At 46.7% G+C, this 21,194-nt stretch carries 19 protein-coding genes; 6 read left to right on the top strand and 13 right to left on the bottom strand.

Annotated elements, in window-relative coordinates; all coding sequences use genetic code 11:
• Positions 1–16: 16 nt before the first annotated feature.
• The 4 genes from IAQ59_RS00920 to IAQ59_RS00905 all read right to left on the bottom strand — a co-directional run bounded on the left by IAQ59_RS00920 (position 17) and on the right by IAQ59_RS00905 (position 4,325).
• Positions 17–967, bottom strand: coding sequence for a DUF4625 domain-containing protein (locus IAQ59_RS00920; RefSeq protein ID WP_209328880.1), 951 nt, complete (start codon positions 965–967; stop codon positions 17–19).
• 98 nt (positions 968–1,065) lie between these two features.
• Complete coding sequence (locus tag IAQ59_RS00915) at positions 1,066–3,429, bottom strand: TonB-dependent receptor (RefSeq protein ID WP_342450669.1); 2,364 nt, start codon at positions 3,427–3,429, stop codon at positions 1,066–1,068.
• A 103-nt stretch (positions 3,430–3,532) separates the two neighbouring features.
• On the bottom strand, positions 3,533–3,757 hold the full coding sequence (locus tag IAQ59_RS00910; protein ID WP_209328879.1) for a DUF3820 family protein: 225 nt from the start codon (positions 3,755–3,757) through the stop codon (positions 3,533–3,535).
• Between the two features lie 136 nt (positions 3,758–3,893).
• On the bottom strand, positions 3,894–4,325 hold the full coding sequence (locus tag IAQ59_RS00905; RefSeq protein WP_209328878.1) for a hypothetical protein: 432 nt from the start codon (positions 4,323–4,325) through the stop codon (positions 3,894–3,896).
• Positions 4,326–4,522: 197 nt separating this feature from the next.
• On the opposite strand from IAQ59_RS00905, the gene IAQ59_RS00900 reads away from it, so the two are divergent.
• Positions 4,523–5,800: an MFS transporter gene (locus tag IAQ59_RS00900; RefSeq protein WP_209328877.1), complete on the top strand. Its 1,278-nt coding sequence runs from the start codon at positions 4,523–4,525 to the stop codon at positions 5,798–5,800.
• An 84-nt stretch (positions 5,801–5,884) separates the two neighbouring features.
• Complete coding sequence (locus tag IAQ59_RS00895) at positions 5,885–6,106, top strand: hypothetical protein (protein ID WP_209328876.1); 222 nt, start codon at positions 5,885–5,887, stop codon at positions 6,104–6,106.
• Between the two features lie 16 nt (positions 6,107–6,122).
• On the opposite strand, the gene IAQ59_RS00890 is transcribed toward IAQ59_RS00895, so the two are convergent.
• From IAQ59_RS00890 to IAQ59_RS00850, 9 genes are all read right to left on the bottom strand, one after another.
• Positions 6,123–9,248, bottom strand: coding sequence for a DUF5107 domain-containing protein (locus IAQ59_RS00890; protein ID WP_245189342.1), 3,126 nt, complete (start codon positions 9,246–9,248; stop codon positions 6,123–6,125).
• A 147-nt stretch (positions 9,249–9,395) separates the two neighbouring features.
• Positions 9,396–10,727: an argininosuccinate lyase gene (argH, locus tag IAQ59_RS00885; protein ID WP_209328875.1), complete on the bottom strand. Its 1,332-nt coding sequence runs from the start codon at positions 10,725–10,727 to the stop codon at positions 9,396–9,398.
• Between the two features lie 103 nt (positions 10,728–10,830).
• A complete protein-coding gene (locus IAQ59_RS00880) occupies positions 10,831–11,892 on the bottom strand; it encodes a M20 family metallo-hydrolase (protein WP_245189341.1) in 1,062 nt (353 codons plus the stop codon).
• Positions 11,893–11,920: 28 nt separating this feature from the next.
• Positions 11,921–12,721, bottom strand: coding sequence for an acetylglutamate kinase (gene argB / locus IAQ59_RS00875; RefSeq protein WP_209328873.1), 801 nt, complete (start codon positions 12,719–12,721; stop codon positions 11,921–11,923).
• 14 nt (positions 12,722–12,735) lie between these two features.
• Positions 12,736–13,680 carry an N-acetylornithine carbamoyltransferase gene (locus IAQ59_RS00870; RefSeq protein WP_209328872.1) on the bottom strand — a complete coding sequence of 315 codons (945 nt, stop codon included), beginning with the start codon at positions 13,678–13,680 and terminating at the stop codon, positions 12,736–12,738.
• A 17-nt stretch (positions 13,681–13,697) separates the two neighbouring features.
• A complete protein-coding gene (locus tag IAQ59_RS00865; RefSeq protein ID WP_209328871.1) occupies positions 13,698–14,840 on the bottom strand; it encodes an aspartate aminotransferase family protein in 1,143 nt (380 codons plus the stop codon).
• Between the two features lie 3 nt (positions 14,841–14,843).
• The gene (gene argC / locus IAQ59_RS00860) at positions 14,844–15,815 is read right to left on the bottom strand and encodes an N-acetyl-gamma-glutamyl-phosphate reductase (RefSeq protein WP_209329098.1); all 972 of its coding nucleotides are present in this window, start codon (positions 15,813–15,815) and stop codon (positions 14,844–14,846) included.
• Positions 15,802–17,007, bottom strand: a complete 1,206-nt coding sequence (locus IAQ59_RS00855) for an argininosuccinate synthase (protein ID WP_209328870.1) — start codon at positions 17,005–17,007, stop codon at positions 15,802–15,804. Before IAQ59_RS00855 ends, argC begins: the two co-directional genes overlap by 14 nt.
• Positions 17,008–17,058: 51 nt before the next feature.
• Positions 17,059–17,754, bottom strand: coding sequence for a GNAT family N-acetyltransferase (locus tag IAQ59_RS00850; protein WP_209328869.1), 696 nt, complete (start codon positions 17,752–17,754; stop codon positions 17,059–17,061).
• 395 nt (positions 17,755–18,149) lie between these two features.
• Between IAQ59_RS00850 and IAQ59_RS00845 the strand changes: the two genes are divergently transcribed.
• The 4 genes from IAQ59_RS00845 to hisF all read left to right on the top strand — a co-directional run bounded on the left by IAQ59_RS00845 (position 18,150) and on the right by hisF (position 21,126).
• Positions 18,150–18,929 carry a phenylalanine 4-monooxygenase gene (locus IAQ59_RS00845; protein ID WP_209328868.1) on the top strand — a complete coding sequence of 260 codons (780 nt, stop codon included), beginning with the start codon at positions 18,150–18,152 and terminating at the stop codon, positions 18,927–18,929.
• A 113-nt stretch (positions 18,930–19,042) separates the two neighbouring features.
• Entirely contained in the window at positions 19,043–19,627 is a 585-nt protein-coding gene (hisH, locus tag IAQ59_RS00840) for an imidazole glycerol phosphate synthase subunit HisH (RefSeq protein ID WP_209328867.1), read from the top strand.
• Positions 19,627–20,346 (top strand): 1-(5-phosphoribosyl)-5-[(5-phosphoribosylamino)methylideneamino]imidazole-4-carboxamide isomerase, encoded by a 720-nt coding sequence (gene hisA, locus IAQ59_RS00835; RefSeq protein WP_209328866.1) that lies wholly within the window; start codon positions 19,627–19,629, stop codon positions 20,344–20,346. Before hisH ends, hisA begins: the two co-directional genes overlap by 1 nt.
• Positions 20,347–20,370: 24 nt before the next feature.
• Positions 20,371–21,126 (top strand): imidazole glycerol phosphate synthase subunit HisF, encoded by a 756-nt coding sequence (hisF, locus tag IAQ59_RS00830; RefSeq protein ID WP_209328865.1) that lies wholly within the window; start codon positions 20,371–20,373, stop codon positions 21,124–21,126.
• The last annotated feature ends 68 nt before the right edge of the window (positions 21,127–21,194 follow it).

Raw genomic sequence — 21,194 nt, 5'->3', positions numbered from 1 at the left:
TGATTTGATTTTCTCTTTAGTGTGCGTGCACTTCAAACACATATTTCGATATATTTCCAGAAACATCTTCCACCCAAATAATTAAATCCAAATGTTCTTCCCCATCGGGAACAATAATGGCGTTATCTCCACTGAGTAATTCAGCCAAGTCAATTTCACCACTGTGCGGTAAGTCTGGCCCAGAAAAGCCTTGTCGCCAAGTTGAGGAACCCCACATACGCTCATAAAATTCTCCTGACATGATTCTAGCATGCGCATGGCCATCGTGATCATGGTCATCGTCCTCTTCTGCCAGTCTAATCCACACAAACTTTAGGTCAGAGCTTAGTTCGTGGGAGGTTTTTCGGATGGTGCCTTCCACCTCCAGAGCTTCTCCATGATCTCCTTCCAATTCACCATCATGAAGGTTTGTCACATTTATCTCCGGGGCATAGGGAGTTCGGATGTAAAATGTAGCCAGATAGTTTGACCCATCCCCAAAGCTGGTTTGGTTGCCATGGATATCGATTGCCTGAATACTGAAATCATAGGGTCCGGCCAATACATTTCCACTGACTCTAGTGTTGTTCCCTCCCCAATAAATATCCGTTCCGGTACCGTCGATACTTACCCTTGTGGCTCCCTGTGGAAAGCGAAAAGTTGGGTTGCTGGCATCTGGCGAATATATATCGTCTACATTCAGGGGCTCAAATCCTGTCATGATCCTACCGTGGCTGTGGCCATCAAAGGAGTTGTGCACATCTACACGAATCTGTGCAATGCCTGAGGGATCTTCCACGGCAAAGCGCACGTGCATATGATCCGTAGTTGCCGCTCTGGTTTCGCCATGTACTGGTCTGATTTCATCCCGACCGTCGGCAGCTCCGATAACAGGTGCGGTGAGGTCTCTCATTTGGTCGTCATCGGTTTCACATGCGATCAAGCAAAGAGAAACTCCCAAAGCCAAGAAGCTGAATCCTTTTTTCATGATAATTATGGTTAGATTAAACAAGGTTGCAAATGCAAATATGTTGCAAGTATAATGCTTGCGTATGAATACTGCAAGAAAATTTACGGAATCAATGCTTATTTTATTCGAATTGGGATTTTAAGACTCAAAGATATATTCCGTCCCTGCTCGGGAAGATTAAGAAGCCTATACCTGCTCAGATGGTTAAAATAAAAGGTATTGGTCAGGTTTTGGCCACTCAGCTGAAACTTTAGGGGTTGATTTCCAATGTGCGATTCCCAACCTAAGCCCGCTTCCAAAAGGTCGTAGCCCTCGGTGACCCGTTCGTTTCGATCGGTGCGGTTTTGATCGGCCGCATGTCGGTATTCCACATAGGTATACAGGTCGCCGAAAGCTTGTGTGGAAACCGGCAAAGCATAGTGAATGCCAGTCAGCACACTGAATGGGGGAGTAAGTGGCAATGGCAGGCGGGTGTCCAAGTTAAAATTATACACGTACTCTGCGGCTAAGGTGAACGAAAAGCCAGCGCCTGCCACCCATTCCGTTTTCACTTCTCCGCCGGTAAACACCGCATTGTTTTGCCGGTATTCCCAAACGGTGCTAGCACCAGGGATGGTAGAAAACCGACCGGTTGGAGAAAGGTAAATATACCCGTCGTAGTAGCCCCAAAAGGGACTTATACCCAAAAGAAATTTCTTTTTGGAATAGCTGTAATTCAGGTCGGCCTGGTAGCTTCTTTCTGGATTTAAGCCTGCATTTCCAACTTCGTGCCTGAAGTTACCATGGTGAATGCCATTGGTGGAAAGTTCGATCGGTGTTGGCATGCGAAAGCTACTTCCTACATTGAGCTTCAGGTTGTGATGCTCCCAAAATATCCAAGATAAACCAGAAGAACCGCTTAGGTTGAAAAAAGTTCGGTCAATATCGGGGTTTCGCTGCTCGAACTCTCCGGTAGGCTGAAGACGTTCGTAAATGGGTTGTAGGTGTTCTTGAATTTGGTGGTTGGCTGCATCGACACGGATACCCGCATTGGCGATTAGGTTTTTCTTCCACCGGTATTCGTGGAAGTAATAGGCGCCTCCCTGTGTGCTGGTAAAATCCGGCAACAGGAATTCAAACCCCGTGTGTTGGTTTTGCATGTGCTGTGCCTGAAAACCGACAATGGTCTGATGCTTGCCGTTGAGTTGTCGGTTGTATCGTACATTGCCGGTAAATGTATCCAAGAAAAGTCCAAGCGCTAGGTTTCCTTCGGGCGTAGGACCCACCCCATGCGCATGGGGGAGCGATTCTTCTTGCCGTTGATTTGCTTGGTAGCCTAGGTCGATCTCCAACCAGTTCTTTTTATGTTGAATAGTGGTATTGCTAATGATCTTTAAGTGGGTATTGTTCTGTTTTGGAAAATCCACAATTCCGTGTTTTCCTTCATGTCGGAGGCTGTAGGCGGTGGGAATCCCCACTGCACCGGTGAAGATGCCTGCCTGCTGACTAAAGCGGCTGATGGTTAGAGTGGATTTTCCCCAGTTTCGTCTAACACCCGCAGAGACCGAAAAATGGCGCTCCTGTCCTGCGGTATTTTTAAGGCGCCTATCGTCGATGGGAAGCACAAAACCTGCGTAGGTGAATTGGCTGGCAGGTACCCTATAGTTTTGGTAATCCTGAGCGGTAAATCTCGCCTTAAATATTACGTCATTTTCATTTCCCTCCACCATGGCGGTATTGCCTATCATATGGTTATTGGAGCGATAGGTGCTGATCAAATGACCCTTTAGTGAACCCGGGTCGGGTGTCGCTCCCGGTGCGATATTGATAACTCCTGCCATGCCGTCAGATCCATAAACCAAGGAGGCGGGTCCTTTGATAATCTCTACGCGATCCACGTCGAAGGGGTCAATTTCCAAGCCATGGTCGGCACCCCATTGTTGGCCTTCTTGTTTGATACCCCGGTCATTGATCATGATGCGGTTAAAGCTCATGCCCCGAATCACGGGCTTACTGATTCCGACTCCAGTGTTGAGGGTACTTATGCCCGGTAGTTTTTCCAAGGCGTTTGCAAATGTGCCGGTATTGTTTTTTTCGATAAAATCACGGTCTATGACATCGATGGTTTGGGATTGCTCGATGGGGCCGTTTTTGAAGGGATTTGCTTCCACCGTTAGTGCTTGTAGGGTCAAAGCCGACTCGGGCATTACAATGGTAAGGAATACATCTTCGTCGGCTAGGCGAACGGTCAGCGTTTGGGCTTTATACCCTATGTGGGTTACGTGAAAGTGGTAGGTACCGGATCGAAGGTTGGAGATGGAGAATTGTCCATCCAAATCGGACACCGTTCCCTTTCCCAATTCGTGGATGTGAATATGAGCGAGCAGGGGCTCTCCAGATTCTCCCGAGACCTTGCCGCTTACCTTATGGGAAGACTGAGCCTGGGCGGGGTAGGGAAGAAGGGCGATGAAGAGTAAAATTACAAGTATGCGTGGGCTCACCGGAATCGTCACTTTTTGCAATATAGTGTCAAATGCAAAGGTATTGCATCTTTTCGAAATTTGCAATGGGAAACGTGATACCAAGCGATTTTTCTAAGCCTAGTTAGCTACCACGGTGTATTCGTTTTATTTCATCAATGAGGTGTGTAAGTCCATTTAGCTGGATTTCGCACATGGTTTCCAGCCAAAGGCCCAGTTTTCCCTCCGGAAATCCCTGACTTCTGAACCAAACTAAATAATGCTCTGGCAGGTCACATATCAGCTTGTTTTTGTATTTTCCGAAGGGCATTCGTTTCGTCACTAGGTCAATCAGTATGTGTTTGTCCATGGATTAGCGGTGAAAAGGGAATTTGTATTCAGGGAGATGCGGTCGAAGTAGGATCTTGAGTTCATGCAAAGAGGCCCGCAGAAAAGTATGTCCTGCAGGCCTCTATGAGATAGGTTTGTCCAGATTGGTAGCTGGTTTAATTAAACCAAGCGCCCCATGGGATTCGGCTGAGAATCAGGATGAGTCCAACGCCGTAAAACATGTAAATGCTTCTAAACCGGTTTTTGCTCTCGGTGATTTTTTTGGCTCGACTGTACCCAACGGTGATGACCGCTACCGCAATAATGTTGATAAGTGGATGTTCTACCGCATACAATCTGCTCGCTGCATCGGACATTGCAGCAGCACTCAAATTGGCGAGTCCCAAAGGGCTCACGAAATAAAGAATGATTCCAACCAAAAACTGAACATGAACGGGAATCAAACCGAAGAGGGCAAATTTTCGGTCCTTTTCGGTAAACTCTCGTCCACTAAAGGCACCGATCATGCCATACAAGAAGCTGATAATCAGTCCCAGGAGTGCCAAATAAGCGAGAAACGAGTGTAGGTGCTGTAATCCAGTAGCCATAGTGTGTTGATTGAAGTTTTAGCTAAGTAACTAAAAAATCCCGAAATATAGTTGCTTTGGGGCCTTTAAATAGGCGAAAAACAAATAATTTATTAAGTGTCAATGGGGAATTTTTTACATTTGTTTTTGGCTGCGGTTACAGCTACTATTTTTTAGATTCCTTATCCGAAGTATTTAGGGTCTTCACCTTGATGAATATGGGGTATTTTGCATTTGTACGGTCAAACTTAAGACTACTTTCTTTCGGGATGCTGATGACTTATTTGTCAGGGTATGGTCAAACCTATCTACTTGCCATCTATATTCCTTTTTTGATGGAGGAATTCGACATGCAAAATGCCCGGATCAGCCTCTATTACATGATAGCCACTGTGGGCAGCGCATTGTTGCTTCCGCGTGTGGGGAAACTCATTGATCAGGTGAAATTGACAAACTATACGTTGGTATCTACTGCGGTATTTGTAGTTTCTATGATTGCCATGAGTTTTGTGCAACATGGATATTTGTTGCCATTGGTGTTTTTTGGACTTCGCATAGCAGGACAAGGACTTTTTAGCCACATTTCTATGACCAGCATGTCTAAGTTCTTTGACAAGGGTAGGGGAAAAGCCATCAGTTTGGCATCTCTCGGCCACCCCTTAGGACAGGCCCTACTTCCGATTACTGTGGTGTGGATTATTGGGTTTTCAGGCTGGCGGGCTTCATTATTGATTAATGCAGGTTTAGTGCTCGTGGCTATTCCCATACTGCTGTATTATTTACTTGATGAACGGAAACTCGTAGTGGCTACACCGTCTGATGATCAGCAGCTGAAGGCTACCGACAAAGTTTCCACTTGGGACATTTTGAAATCCAAAGCTTTTTTGCTGTTGGCACCTAACCTGTTTGCCTTGGCTTTTATCATTACCGGGCTTTTTTTTTACCAGTTTACCATCGCTGAACACAAGGGATGGACGATAGAGTGGATGGCGTTGGGCCTTACCTTTTATGCGATCGCTGGTTCCGTTTCCATTTTATTTGCAGGCCCACTTATAGATAAGTACACGGCAAGGCGTTTTTTCCCCTTTTACCTAATGCCATTTTTAATTGCCGTCATTTTTATCTGGCTTGTTGATAATCCTTGGGTTATATTTCCCTACATGGTTTTTATGGGCATTTCTGCAGGTACAGGCAATGCCATCATGTCCGCCCTTCAGGTAGAGTTGTTTGGGGCTGCACAGATTGGAAAGGTACGGAGTATATTTACCTCTGTGATGGTGTTGAGTTCTGCGGTGGGGCCGGCTGTTTATGGGGTGATTGTAGATGCAGGCTACGGATTTGAGCTCATTTTCCTTATTTCGATCGGTATGATGTTGGCGGTTACCATACAGTCATTTCGGATTATTCCCTCCTACACCTATGCCAAGATGAAATACAAGTTTAAAAATCGGCACCGTCGGTTCGACTTTTTCAATGTATTTAATCTAAAACATTGATAAGGTTGAGTTTATTGGAAATTTGGGATTCCATCACTTGGGTTTTCAGACGCTCTTTCTATCTTTGTCCGGAAGCCTTGTCCTATGGAAATACTAGTATCGCTGCTTATTCTTACGATGACGTATAGCTTGGCGTTTTTGTCGCTTTTTCCGCTTAAATCATTTAAACGTATAAATCCTCTTCCTAAGCAATTAAAGCGAGCCGTTTACCAAGAATATGACCTTACTTGGCCTTATTTCTTTTCATTTTTGGGAGGGTATCTGTTGGCGTTTGCCATGGTTTACCTGATTTGGGATTCTATTTGATTGTTTTTCAATTGGTTTACCGCCGTATCTCCGTTTCCAATAGTTTTTTCACCAGTTGGGAGTCCCGATTGTCTTCTTCAACTTCTCCTGAAATTCTTCCCGTCAGTTTACCGAGATTTTCAATAGCCTTATGATTGGCCGTCTTTTGAATGTCATCCCATATACGATCCGCTTCGTGTTGACGATCCAGACTTTCCAAGGCACGCATTACCAAGGCTGTATGCGGTCGCAGCAGTCTCCTTGGTTGGGTTTTGTGGGCTTCTATAACCAGTTCCAGGCGGTCGCGATAGGCTTTCTGCTTGCCCCCAGCTTTGGCGATCAAGGCGAAAAGGTAGTTCTGAAGGGTTTCATCCGTTTGAAATGGCTTGCCCACGCCTAAATTTTCCGGCCACTCCAAGGATTTGGCCACTTTGGCATTGGCATCCCTAAGCCGTCTGCTATGTAGGTCAAGCAGTGCGGCGTTTAGGTAGACGTTTTCAAAAATCACGCGGCCTTCACCCGCACCCTCATAGGGAAGCACTTGAATGGTTTCCAATCCTTTCAGGGCCTTATCAAACTCGCCGAGTTGGCTCCACGCACCTATCAGATCCAGTTCAAGCATGTAGTTTCCCGGAAACGCAGCCACTGCATGCTCCAATAATTCGCGTTGCTTTACATGGTTGCCTGCGGATTCGAAGTCTTTTGCCAGGTGATAATGGTGGCGCCATTGGTTCGGATCCATTTTTAATGCTGTTTGCAAATCCTCGTAAGAACGGTATCCCGGTTCCTCTCTCAGAAGTGCCGCTCGGTTTAAGTAAAAGTTTGCTTCGTCCGGATCGCTTCCGAGTTTCTTAAGTAGTTGAATCGCGACGGAATCTCTACCCAGAGCCATGCTGTTCAGGGCCAGGTAGTAGGTGGTTTTCCAAGAAGGATTCTTGTCGGCTGCCCACTGTAGCATGTGATAGGTCTCTTTTCGGAACGGAAAGACAAAATCTATGGGTTTCTCCAAAAAGGCATTCAGGTGCGCGTTGCTGTTTGCGTGATCCAAGTAGGCTAGCCAAAGATGTACCAAGGAATGGCTTTTAGAGGCTTTCAGGACCGTGACGGCTTCTTGATTTTGACCGTATTTTAAATACACTGAGGCGATTTCCAGGTAGGTCTGAAACGGAAACTCATTCTGTATGCCGTTGTCAAACGTCCCGAGGCTCATCCCCGGTTTTTTGAGCAGGTACTGTTCAAATCTGCCAAAGTGATTCAGTGGGTCAATTTCATGTAACATCTTTAGCCATTGGGCAGCTTCATCAGGTCTGTCCTCCAAACGGGACACCACGGCAAGCAGTTGATAAGCCATCACTTGGTGACGGTCATAATCCAGGGCCTTTTTACCATAGGTTTTTGCCTTTTCAAGGTCTCCCTGTGCCAAATAAATTTCTGCCATGGCGGTGTAAGCCCCAGACCGGAACTCCATGGAACGGGCGGACCATCCATATGCTTCAAGAGCGTCTATGGTTTGACCCATTTCCCGGTAAATACTGCCCGCTACAAAGTTTGCATGTGGGTCATAAAAATCGGTTGAAAGTGCCAACAGAATATGTGTCAATGCTTTGGAGTAGTTGGCATTTCTGAATTCCAACTCTGCCAAGTCGATTCGGGCAAGTTGGTGTCCTGGATTTAGGGAAAGGCAGGTTTCGTATTGGGTTAGCGCTTCGCGGTAGTTGCGACTGTTGTATTCTTGCCTGCCTTGGTAATAGCGATCATCTGCCTCAGATAAAGTAGGTGCGAGTTCAGCACCGAAAGGGCGGCTGAGACGGTTAGGATCTGATGCCTGCCATTGGTAAAGGGTTTTTTTGCCAAGTTTGATCTCCAATTTTTCCATGCCCTCTTTGGAGGGTATAGAATGTTTGATTACGTCCATGGGCCGGGAATCTAGGATAAGAGACCCTTCTAGTTTTCCGTCTACCAGAAACAGCATTGGCCCTTCGAGAGCCTGAAAAGGATTGAAGTTGATGTTGATCTGACCATTTTCTTGGTTTACGAAGAAGGCTCCATATTCCGACACGTCGCTGATTCCACCAATTCCCTTAACGGGAAACCAGTAATCGGTCCATCGGTCCAGACTGTAGGGAGTAAAGCCCGCTTTGGTAAGTGGCGTAGGTGTGTTTCGAGATGGAGAAAATTGGTTTAGCATACGCCCAGCCTGGAATTCCATGTATTGACCATCGGAATCTGTCAAAAGGTCTTCCCAAATTCCGCCGGAACGCGACAGGGCCCATAGCCAAAGCTTTTTGCCGGGCATCTCTTCGTAGCTGGAAAAATGGCCAAAGCCCACTCCCTTTTCGTGAAAATATCCGCCGAAATGGTTCTGGAAGGATCCAGCCATATGGTGGGACTTGCTGGAACCAAAATTATTTTCCCTGTAAAAAGCTGTATTCCGTCCTTCCTGCACGGGCCAGTCCATCAGGCTTCCACTATGCTGCAACGCGATATGACCAGGATAAAAGAACTCCTGATCCTCACCTACGTGGGCGGCAGCTGTCATCCAATTGTAGTACGGTTGGCGCATGGGTTCCGGATTATACCAAAGCCCCTCCGTTTCGAAAAAGGCTTTGTCCTTCGGTAGGTTGATTTTCACTCTCCATTGGGTACGTGAAGGGAGGTCCATAGTACCCACCACGCAAGTTACACTGCCATCGGCGTTTTCGAAGCAGGTGTAGTCTACAGGTGATGCGGTGCTAGGCGCGTGTCCGATGATGCCAAAATTAAATTCTATGCCTCCCGAGGTCCAAGGTCCCCGCATGGCAATATTTCGGAATTTCACTACGCCGTTTTCATAGATAAAGTCAAAACCGGTAGACTTTTCCCGGGCACCCCATACCCTACCTCCGATTTCCGGCAGGATGCTTACGCTGAGGTAATCGTTTTCCATTCGGATTACTTGCCATTCCTTGTCCACCTGATCAACGCTGTATCCCTCAAAGCGGTGATATGGGTAAATATCCGGTTTGTAAGCAAAGGCAGCAATGGGAGTAGGATCTCCAAAAGGGTATGTTTTGAACGTCTCTTTGCTTTCGGAAACCGTCGCCTGCTGCCCTATTCCCACTTGGGGAATAAGTACAAGCGCCATCCAGAAAAAGACTAGTGAACCGTTTGATCGTGCCTTCAAGGTGTGTAAGTTTTTGGTGGGTGATTCAACTTGTGATTTCTAAATATAAACCATTTGCAGATAATTCGCCCATGCATTTGAAGGATACGGCATAAAATGGGGATGGGAAGTTGTGTTTCCTACTTTTTATATATGTGCCGGATGGTTTTATTTCAGCAGACTTGCTTGGGAGCGGTCTATCTCCTCGAAGCTGAAGGAATGAAGTACTGCTTGCATTTTGCCCCGTATCTGATCCAAGCAAAGGTTTCCTATGCTTCCTTCATGGGTGTGGTTCACGTTTGTTTCAGGTTCAAAATTCCCAGCTTCAATATCCAGCCCAACCTTTTTGTAGGCATCGCGGAAGGGTATTCCAGCCAGTACGAGCTTGTTGACCTCTTCCACGCTAAACAGGTACGCGTAAAAAGGATCTTTGAGAATGTTCTTTTTCACACGGATATGCTCCAGCATAAAAACAGCCATGTCCAAGCAATCAGCAAGTGTCTCCAGATCCGGAAAGATGGTCTCCTTCAGCAGTTGAAGATCCCGGTGATATCCAGTGGTCATGTTGGTGAGCTGCATCATGACTGTCTGAGGGCTGGACTGCAATTGATTGGTTTTTGCCCGTAGCAACTCAAAGACATCTGGGTTTTTTTTATGCGGCATGATACTGGACCCAGTGGTAAGTTCATCCGGAAAGCCCACAAAGCCAAAGTGGGGGTTCATAAACTGAATGACATCAGCCGAGAGTTTGTTGAGGGTGCCGGCTAGCGCTGCCACTGCAAAAGCAATGAATTTCTCGGTTTTGCCCCGGCTGTTTTGGGCGTTGATTACATTGTAGTGTAGATCACTAAACCCGAGCAGCTGGGTGGTGAGCGTTCGATTTAACGGAAAAGAAGACCCATATCCTGCAGCGGATCCCAAAGGGTTTTGGTTAACCAGTGAAAAGGCGGCATTCCAAAGCTGCATATCTTCCACCAACGACTCAGCCAACCCACCAAACCAAAGCCCAAAAGATGAAGGCATGGCCAGTTGGGTATGGGTGTAGCCGGGCATCAGGTCTCCGCGATGTTTCTCGGCCAGTGCCATTAGACAATTGAACAAGCCTTCGGCGCGCTGCAGGATTTCCCGGATCCGGTGTCGGTAGTAAAGTTTTAAATCTACCAATACCTGGTCGTTTCTGGATCTTCCACTGTGCAGCTTTTTACCCACAGCACCGTACCTTTCGGTTAGGAGGAATTCCACCTGACTATGAACATCCTCCACACCTTCGTCGATACGGAAGGTACCTGCTTCGATTTCTTGCCAGATCTCCTTTAGGCCTGTTTGGAGGGTTTTCAGTTCCTCGGAAGTCAGCAAGCCGATGCTTTCCAACATCTCGGCGTGCGCTAGCGAACCCAAAACATCAAAGGGGGCTAATAGGATATCAAATTCGGGATCACGTCCTATGGTGAACCGTTCTACTTCTTTTTCGCTGGAGGTGTTTTTTTGCCAGAGTTTCATCCGTCTTCTATTTTATATTGGCCAGATTGCCGTTGGCCAGGCACGGTTTCGTGTGAATGGGGTTTTAGATCAGCTAGTGGTTATTTACCCTTTGGAGCATTGTTTACACGGTTTGTATATAAGCGTTCAGTAGCCCTACATACAACTCGATTCCTTTTTCGATTTCATCCAAATAAATGAACTCATCCGGTGTATGGGAACGGGCGGAGTCCCCGGGTCCGATTTTTACAGAAGGGTAGGGAATCAATGCTTGGTCGGAAAGTGTGGGGCTACCGTATTTGGAAACCCCCATCGCGTCGGCCACTTGCATTATCCGATGATCCGGGGCAATATGTGAAGAGTTTAGCCTCATGGATCTAGGTTCCAGTTTTGCTATTAAGGCAGCTTTTAGCTCATCCAGGACTTCTTGTAGGGTATATGCATCCGTAACGCGCACATCTAGGGTGTAAGTGCAGGTGTCGGGTACCACGTTGTGTTGTGAGCCTGCTTGTATAATGGTGGCCGTAACTTTGGTGTTTCCCAGATAGGGAGAAACTCTCTCGAAGCGGTAATCTCTGATTTTTAGCAGGTCATCTAACGCCAGATAGAGTGCATTGATTCCTTCTTCCCGTGCGGCATGTCCGGCCTTTCCGGTTATGGTGGCATCTATGACTAGCAGCCCTTTTTCGGCCACTGCTAGCTGAAGCAAGGTAGGTTCTCCGACTATCGCCAGTTCAAGTTTGGGAAGTTCGGGAATGAGTCGTTCCATGCCATTTTTTCCGCTGATTTCCTCCTCAGCAGTGGCAGCAAAGATCAAATTGAAAGGGAGGGCTTGTTCGTAAAAATGGGTAAATGTTGCCAATAGACTGACCAGGCAGCCTCCTGCATCGTTGCTGCCCAGACCATAAAGTTTTCCCTCCGACACCTCTGCACGAAACGGATTGCGGGTATACCCCTGATTGGGCTTTACGGTGTCATGATGCGAATTAAGCAGCAAACTGGGAAGGGTTGGATCAAACAGCTTATTTTTTGCCCAAACGTTGTTTTCCAATCTATGCCAAGGGATCTGCTTGTTTTTGAGGTAATCCGTAATCAGGTCGGCTGTTTTCGCTTCTTCTCGGCTAAATGAGGGGGTTTCGATTAGCTTTTTGAGTAAGGCAATTGCTTCAGCTTTTAGGTTGTCCAAGGTCAAAGTAGGTTCGTTTGATATTGGGTTAATACAAATCGTACTTTTGGCTACGGATAATGGTTCCGGCATTTTTGCCTTTAGCGGCGAGTTGTAGGTTTTCAGGTAGACCCAGCCACACATTGGAAACACCCTGATGCAGCGCGGCAAACGCATTTTCCAATTTGGGAATCATGCCGCTATGGATGACGTTTTCCCGCCTGAGTTCCTCGTAAATATCTTCGTTAATCAGCGGAATCAGGCTGTCTTCTTTCTCTTCATCCATCAATACACCTGCACGGTCAAAACAAAAGTACAGATTGACGGTATGGTATCTAGCCAAGGAAGTGGCAATGGTGGAAGCAATGGTGTCTGCGTTGGTATTTAGCAATTGTCCATTTTTGTCGTGGGTAATGGCACAAATGACGGGAGCGACCTGTTGGTCTGCCAGGGCAGTAAGAAATTGCGTGTTTACTTCTACCACATCACCTACGAACCCATAGTCTATGATTCCTACCGGGCGCTTTACTGACCGGATGACATTTCCATCTGCCCCGGTCATACCTATGGCGTTTTGCCCATAGGCCTGTAGTTGCGCTACCAGCTGCTTGTTTATCAGTCCGGCATAGACCATCGTAACTACCTCCAGCGTCTTTTCATCGGTTATGCGGCGGCCGTCTACCATTTGAGGTGTGATGCCCAGTGACTTGCCTATTCGGGATGCCAACACGCCGCCGCCGTGTACCAGTATTTTGTTTCCGGGGAAGCCGGCAAAAGCCTTCAGGAACTCGATGGATTTTTCGGGGTGATCGATGACGTTTCCCCCGATTTTGATAACACTGATTTCCATGGCTATGGTTAGAGTTATGAAATGATGTGCTTTAGCACGGCTTGCGCGGCGTAAATCCGATTGTTTGCCTGTTCCTGTACCAAGCTTCGGGGGCTGTCCAGGATTTCGTCTGACAATTCCAAGTTTCTCCTTACTGGCAGACAATGCATGACCTTGGCTTGGGGGCTGTTTTTTAGCTTTTCTTCTGTAAGCAGCCAAGGTTGGTTTACGTGAATGATTTTACCGTATTCGTGAAAAGCACTCCAGTTTTTTACATAGACAAAGTCTGCGTCTGCTAGGGCTTCGTCCTGGTTATGGGTGATGTGCGCTCCCTGGGTAAATCGCTCATCCAGTTCGTAGCCTTCAGGGTGCGCGATGGTAAGGTCGTATCCGCATCCAATTGACCATTCCGCAAAGGAATTGGCGACAGCATGTGGGATTGCTTTGATATGGGGTGCCCAGGTCAAGACTACTTTTGGCTTCGACTTAGTAGACAGGTTTTCCCGTATGGTTATCATGTCCGCTAGGCTTTGTAGAGGATGCCTAATGGCGCTTTCCAGACTTACTACGGGTAGTTTGGCGTATTTAATAAACTGCTTTAGCGTAAAATCATCGGAGTCTTCCCCCTTGTTGGTTAGTGAAGGAAATGCACGAATGGCCAGCATGTCAAAATAGCTGCCTAACACTGCTGCTGCATCTTTGATATGCTCCACCGTATTTTTGTTCATAAGCGCACCATCGTGCATTTCTAATGCCCAACTTTCCTTGTCCATGTTCAGGACGATGCTCTCTATCCCGAGGTTTGAGGCCGCAATCTGGGTGCTTACCCGTGTCCGTAAGCTTGGATTTAAAAAGATTAGTCCCAGGCGTTTGCCCTGTCCCAGGGCTTGGTTAATTCGGGGATTTTCTTTGAATTTTAGCGCTTGGTCAATGAGCGCAGAGGCGGTGGTTATATTTTCAAATTGTGTAAAATGCTTCATTTGATCCGGTTTCTTGGTCAGGCTTCGGTTAAGGTCAAAACGGCTTGTAAACTTTCTAGGAATAAATGTAACGCTTCTTGCCCAATACTTAAAGGAGGAAGCAATCTAATGGTGTTTTTTCCTGCGGAGCTTCCGGTAAATATTCGGAATTTATGTACCAGTTCGCTTCTTACCGGTCCGGCTTCCCGGTCCAAATCCAGTCCAATCATCAATCCTTTACCTCGAATGTCTGTGATACCGGCATTGGAACTAAGTTGCTCCATGAGCCATTCACCTTGAATCAGGGCATTGTCCATAAGCTTTTCCGATTCGATCACTTCTAACACTGCCAAGCCTGCGGCACATGCCAAGTGATTACCTCCAAAAGTGGTCCCTAACAACCCATAGGAAGCTTTGATCTCGGGATTTATAAGCACTCCGCCGATGGGGAATCCATTACCCATTCCCTTCGCCACAGTGATTAGGTCTGGCCGCAGGCCCGCGATCCACTGATGTGCAAAGAATTTTCCTGTCCTTCCAAATCCGGATTGTACTTCATCCAGAATCAGCTTGGCTCCATAGCGATTCGCCAGGTCGCTCAATGAGGTGACAAACTCGCCGTCCGGCACCCGAATGCCATTCACGCCCTGTATGCCTTCGATGATAATACCGGCAATTTGGCCATTCTGTAAGGCCTTTTCAACGGCTTCCAGATCCCCAAAGCTGATGAAGTGTACTTTATGGTGGCTGTTAAAGGGCGCAACGATTTTAGGATTGTCTGTGATAGCTACTACTCCGGAAGTACGGCCATGGAAGGCACCTTTGAATGCTATAAAGGTGTCCTTTCCCGTTTCAAAGGATGCAAGCTTTAAAGCATTCTCGTTTGCCTCCGCACCGGAGTTGCAAAGAAATAATTCGTAGTCCGGATATCCTGACAGCCTGCCAAGATGCATAGCATAGTCTTTCTGTATTGGAATCTTCACCGAATTAGAGTAGAAGGCAATACTGTTTAGTTGCTCGGTGATCCGTTTTACATAGTGGGGATGGGTATGACCGATGGAAATAACTGCATGCCCTCCATACAGATCCAAATACTGATTTCCAGCCTCGTCCCAGATGTTCGCTCCGGATGCCTTTACCGGAGTCACATCAATAAGCGGGTAAACGTCGAATAAGTTCATAGTTTAAAATGCAATACTTTTAAGTGCCAGCCCGGTCGTTTCTTCTAACCCAAATGCGAGGTTGAGGTTTTGAACGGCCTGTCCAGAGGCACCCTTTAGTAGGTTATCAATGGAAGAATAAATGATCAGTTGCCCAGCCTCCTGTTTTAGGTGGATCAGGCATTTGTTGGTGTTTACTGCTTGTTTCATGTCAATATCCCGCCTGGAAATATGCGTGAACGGGGCATCTAGATAGAAGCTTTGGTAGGCAGCATAGGCTTCTTCAAGGCTTCCTTGGTACGGAAAGTAGGCCGTTATCCAGATTCCCCTGCTGAAATTTCCCCGGTAAGGTACAAATAACAGCTCATTGGAGTATCCCGGATTTAACTGGCCAAACGTTTGCCGTATCTCTTTCAGGTGCTGATGGGTAAAGAGCTTGTAAACAGAGACATTGCTGTTCCGGTGACTGAAATGGGTCGTCTCACTTAGCTTTTTGCCGGCTCCGGTACTTCCTGTTATGCCTGTGATGTGAAGGGGGTGGGTTTTGGCCAAGCCAGCGGCTATCGCGGGAGCCAATGCCAACTGTATGCCCGTAGCAAAGCATCCAGGGTTAGCGATTTTCGTTGCTTTCTGTATCTTTTGCCGGTTTACCTCAGGCAAACCGTATACAAAGCCATTACTTTCATTTCGAAAATCGGTACTTAAATCTATGATAACCGTGTTTTCCGAAAAAAGGTGCGCATCTAGAAAGGGCTTGGTTTCACCATGAGGAAGGCAAAGGAATACTGCGTCCAGTCCGCGTGTGGTTACCTGATCAGTAAACGTAAGGTCTGAGTCTCCGATAAGGTCAGGATGGACATCTTCGAGGTTTTTACCGTTCTGACTGTTACTATGTATGTACTGGATTTCAACCTGGGGATGGTGCAGCAGCAGACGAAGGAGCTCTCCTCCCGTATACCCCGCTGCACCAATGACCGCAGTTCTAATTTTCATGATGGGAGGGGTTTTGGTTTACTTTATGGAAGATAGCCGTTTGGTTGCCCAGTATTCGTGTGAAACCTTTCACATCATCGGCAGTGTACCCTTTATTCATCTCCCCGTAGCTTCCAAATTTTGAAGACATCAAGTCGTGGGCCGATTCGATGCCAATCAATTGGAATCGGTAAGGATGCAGCGCAACAGAAACTTGACCACTTACATAAGTCTGTGTGTCCGTTAAAAAAGCCTCCAGATTACGCATTATCGGATCCAAGTAATGACCCTCGTGCAGGTGGTTTCCATAAAACTCAGCCAGCTGGTTTTTCCAGAATAGCTGCCATTTGGTCAGGGTATGCTTTTCGAGCAGTTGGTGCGCTTTGATGATTATCAATGGAGCAGCTGCCTCGAAACCCACTCTCCCTTTGATCCCAATGATGGTGTCTCCAACGTGGATATCTCTTCCTATAGCATAGGGTGCGGCAAGCTCTTGTACGCGCAGAATCGCATCCACGGGGTTGTCGAAATGTACACCATCCACGCCTTTCAATTCTCCTTTTTCAAACTGCAGCGAGATAGATTTTGACTCCTCCGTGGCTAACTGGGTTGGCCAGGCAGATTCCGGAAGGTTTTGGTGGGAGGTTAGTGTTTCCTTGCCTCCTACCGAAGTCCCCCAGATTCCTTTATTGATGGAATAAGCTGCTTTTTCGAAATTCATGCTTACTCCGTGTTTTTTAAGGTAGTTGATTTCCTCTTCCCGGCTGAGCTTCAAATCCCGGATAGGGGTGATGATTTCTGCTTCGGGTAAAATGGTCTGAAATATCATGTCAAACCTCACCTGATCATTCCCAGCACCCGTGCTTCCATGGGCCACAGCCGTAGCTCCGATAGATTTGGCATATTCTGCCAACGACTTGGCCTGTAGGATTCGTTCTGCACTTACCGAAAGGGGGTAGGTCTGGTTTTTAAGCACGTTACCGTACACCAGGTACTTGATTACTTCTTCGTAATAGGTTTTGGTCACATCCAATACCGTAAAGGAGGCCACGCCGAGCAGCTTTGCCCGCTCTTCGATGGTGTTAAGCTCTTCCTGGCTAAAGCCCCCTGTGTTAACCAATACAGCGTGTACTTCATAGCCTTTGTCTTTGGTGAGGTGAAGCGCGCAAAAGGTGGTGTCCAATCCGCCGCTGTATGCTAATACGACTTTCTTCATGTTGTTCAAATGGTTTATTGGTTTCCTCTAGGAGGAAGTAAAACAAGTTGGTTATGCGTTTACGCTTTCAGTTTTCATGGTATTTGCCCCGGTCTTTCTTCGGCTGAATTTCAAAAATACGTGCTTCTTAATCTTCATTAGCCGAATAAAGAGTTTGACGTTTTTCTGAAAATCATCCCGTAGCTTTTTGATTTCGGACTTCTTTTCCGGTTTGGGTTCATAAAGCATCGCCGTGCAAAGACAGTTTTGACGGTTTTTGCTCATCAGTATCTCGTAGTTGACACAACTCTGGCATCCCTTCCAGAAATCTTCATCTGTGGTAAGATCCGAATAGGATACCGGTATGTAACCCAATTCGGAATTGATTTTCATGACAGCGGCACCGGTAGTCAACCCGAAAATTTTCGCATCCGGATATTTCGTTCTACTAAGCTTAAAGACCTCTCGCTTGATTTCCCGCGCCAAGCCGCATTTTCTAAACTCAGGAGACACAATCAGCCCTGAGTTTGCCACGAATTTTCCATGACTCCAGGCTTCGATATAGCAAAAACCTGCCCAAGTGCCGTCTTTGGCAAGCGCAATAACCGCCTTCCCTTCTGACATTTTGGTTTTGATGTATTCCGGCGATCTGCGGGCAATTCCGGTTCCTCTGGCTTGTGCTGACCTAGCCATCTCCTCGGTGATCATTTCCGCGTAATGGTGATGCTGCTGTCCGGCGGGTTTTATGATGAATTTTTGGTTTGTCATTGGTTTATAAAACGCTGTGGGAAACCCTCCTACCACCCTATGAACGACGTTGTTCAAAGGATTCCCATGAATTAAATGATTGAATATGAGGAGAATCGAGGAAAAACATCCACGTAGGACGTAAATATATCATACAGGGACTATGCCCTGAACACAGACCTAAAAGTTTTCAATGGACAAAATAAAACGAGGCTATGAGACAAATTCACTGCCCATCTGTTACCGCCCGATATGGATACTGTGCCCTTCATTTTTTTACCATACAAATATTTAAACTTATCTGGAATAAAACAAATTTTACGCCCATTTATTGATCAAAACCACCTGACACCTCTTTTCGTTAGCTAATTGATATCAATTTATATCGAGGGGAATTAGTAGCGAATACGTACCTTATGAACTTTACAGAACTAATGAATAGCCCAAGATTGCCCCAACTAACCCAACGCTACGATGCCTATACAGAGGAAGACCGAAAGGTTTGGAAGTTGCTTTATGAACGCCAATATCAGTTTTTGCTTCAACACGCCTGCCGGGATTTTTTGGACGGATTGAAAACCGTAGGTTTTTCTCCCGATCGGATACCGGATTTTGTGGAAGTCAACGAACGACTTGCCCAAACTACCGGTTGGTCCGTTCAGGTGGTCCATGGGTTAGTTGATGATGACCTCTTTTTTGGTTTGCTACGGCACAGACGCTTTCCATCCTCTACATGGCTGCGGAAAATCAGTGAACTAGATTACCTACAGGAACCGGATATGTTTCACGACGCCTTTGCACATTTGCCTTTATTGACCAATCAGCCCTTCGTGAATTTTCTAGAGGAATTAGCCGCAATAGCGTTGGATTACGTGGATAATCCCCTAGCCATCGAGATGCTTTCGCGCATTTATTGGTACACCGTTGAGTTTGGACTGATTAGGGAACAAGATGAGTTAAAGGTCTACGGGGCGGGTATTCTCAGTTCGATTGGTGAAACGAAGTTTTCGCTGTCAGATGAACCTAGGCACATGGATTTTGATGTCTTTACCATACTCAATACCCCTTTCTGGAAAAATAGGTTTCAGGACCGGTATTTTATTATTGATGATTTCGACCAGCTATTTGCATCAATCCCTGAAATCCGAGCACAATTGGGAGATATCCTCGCTAGTCCCACAAATGACGAACGATAACCCCAGGGTAAATTAAGCATAATTTTTGTCGGTGTGCAGCCGAAAAGCGCTAAATTAGCGCGCTGTAATGTAAGACGGCGCCCAACACCGGTCAGCCGCTGCCTATCGGATTTATGAATGTAGCGATAATAAAATATAATGCAGGGAACGTACAGTCGGTCTTATACGCTATGGAACGCCTGGGAGTCGAGGCGGTATTAACCGACGATTGGGAGACCATCCAAAAGGCGGACAAGGTGATTTTTCCCGGACAGGGGGAGGCCAGTACGGCCATGGCGTACCTTAAATCCCGTAAGCTAGACCTCCTGATCAAAGAACTTAAGCAACCTTTTTTTGGTATCTGTTTAGGCTTGCAACTATTGTGTGAATATTCAGAGGAAAACGACACTCCCTGTCTCGGGGTATTTCCAATTCAAGTTAAGCGTTTCCCCAACTTGGAAAAAGTTCCGCATATTGGATGGAACAGCTTGGAAAACCGGAAAAGTCAGCTACTTGACGGGCTGGATCAGCAGGCTTTTGCTTATTATGTGCACAGCTTCTATGCGGAACTGCACCAGCAATACACCATTGCTACCACTCGGTATATGTTGGATTTCAGCGCGTTGCTACATAGGGATAATTATTATGCCATGCAGGCGCACCCGGAGAAAAGTAGCGGCACAGGAGAGAAGATTTTGACCAACTTTCTTAATTTGTAATGGAAATCATTCCAGCGATAGATACCATAGGTGGCAAGTGCGTACGCCTTACCCAGGGAGACTATTCCCAGCAAAAATCCTATGCCGACGACCCGGTAGAGGTGGCCAAGCGATTTGAAGCAGCAGGACTTCGAAGACTCCATTTGGTGGATCTCGACGGTGCAAAAGCCAAAAAAATTGTGAATGCGTCGGTATTGCGGCGTGTGGCTAGGGAAACCAATCTTATGGTCGATTTTGGCGGTGGCGTCCAGTCTGAGGAGGATTTATCACTCGCTTTTGAACTTGGGGCTCACCAAGTCACAGGAGGCAGTATCGCGGTAAAGAACCCAACACTTTTTGATCGGTGGTTGGAAGCTTACTCAGGGGACAAGCTCATTTTGGGAGCAGATGCCAAAAACCGTAAAATTGCTATTTCGGGTTGGCAGGAGACTACCGATCAAGAGGTGATTGCGTTTATTAAAGCCTATTATGCAAAGGGTATAAAATATGTAATCTGTACGGACGTGGCAAAGGATGGGCTCTTACAGGGGCCTTCCTTAGAGCTTTATCGGGATATTTTGGCCGAAATTCCCGGAATCCAATTGATTGCCTCCGGCGGGGTTTCGAGTATGGCTGATTTAGAAGCTCTTGAAAAGTTGGGAGTCTATGGTACCATTGTGGGAAAGGCCTACTACGAGGGAAAGGTCACCTTGGAACAAATGGCCTCATTTGTAAACTAAACCAAGGACACAGAACCTCGAATTATGCTAACAAAACGAATCATTCCCTGCCTGGATATCAAAGACGGAAGAACCGTGAAGGGGGTAAACTTTCTGGATCTTCGGGATGCCGGAGACCCGGTGGAGCTCGGTAAGCTCTATGCCGACGAAGGCGCTGATGAACTGGTGTTTTTGGATATTACCGCTACCGTAGAAAAACGAAAAACCTTGGTGGAGCTCGTTACCCGGGTGGCCAAAAACATCAACATTCCCTTCACGGTAGGTGGAGGAATATCGACGGTAGACGATGTCAAAGCGCTACTCAATGCCGGTGCCGATAAGATAAGTATCAACTCCTCGGCTGTAAGGAATCCTGGGGTGGTAGATGAGATGGCCAGGGAATTTGGAAGTCAATGTATCGTGGTAGCCATAGATACTAAAAATATAGATGGCGTGGATCTCGTGCATACCCACGGGGGCAGAAAGCCAACGGCCATTGTAACCCAGTCTTGGGCCAAGGAAGTATGTGAACGTGGTGCAGGGGAAATATTATTGACCTCCATGGACCATGACGGGGTAAAAACGGGGTTTGCTAACCGCATAACGGCGGAGATTTCATCCAGCCTGAGTATACCCGTTATCGCTTCTGGTGGTGCGGGGCAAATGGTACACTTTGAAGAGGTATTTACAGCTGGAAAAGCGGATGCTGCCCTTGCAGCCAGTATTTTTCATTTCAAGGAAATCGCCATTCCTGATTTGAAGCAATACCTTCACGAAAAAGGGATTGCAGTGAGGATTTAAAAGGTGTAGAGTCTGATGCGAACAGGAGGTTTTGTATCGAAATCCTTTTGTATTGGGCAATTGAAAAA

Source organism: Lunatimonas salinarum (genome assembly GCF_017811155.1).
Taxonomy (GTDB): domain Bacteria; phylum Bacteroidota; class Bacteroidia; order Cytophagales; family Cyclobacteriaceae; genus Lunatimonas; species Lunatimonas salinarum.
Note: the sequence above shows the minus strand (reverse complement) of the source record. Positions and strands in the feature narration are given on the sequence as shown.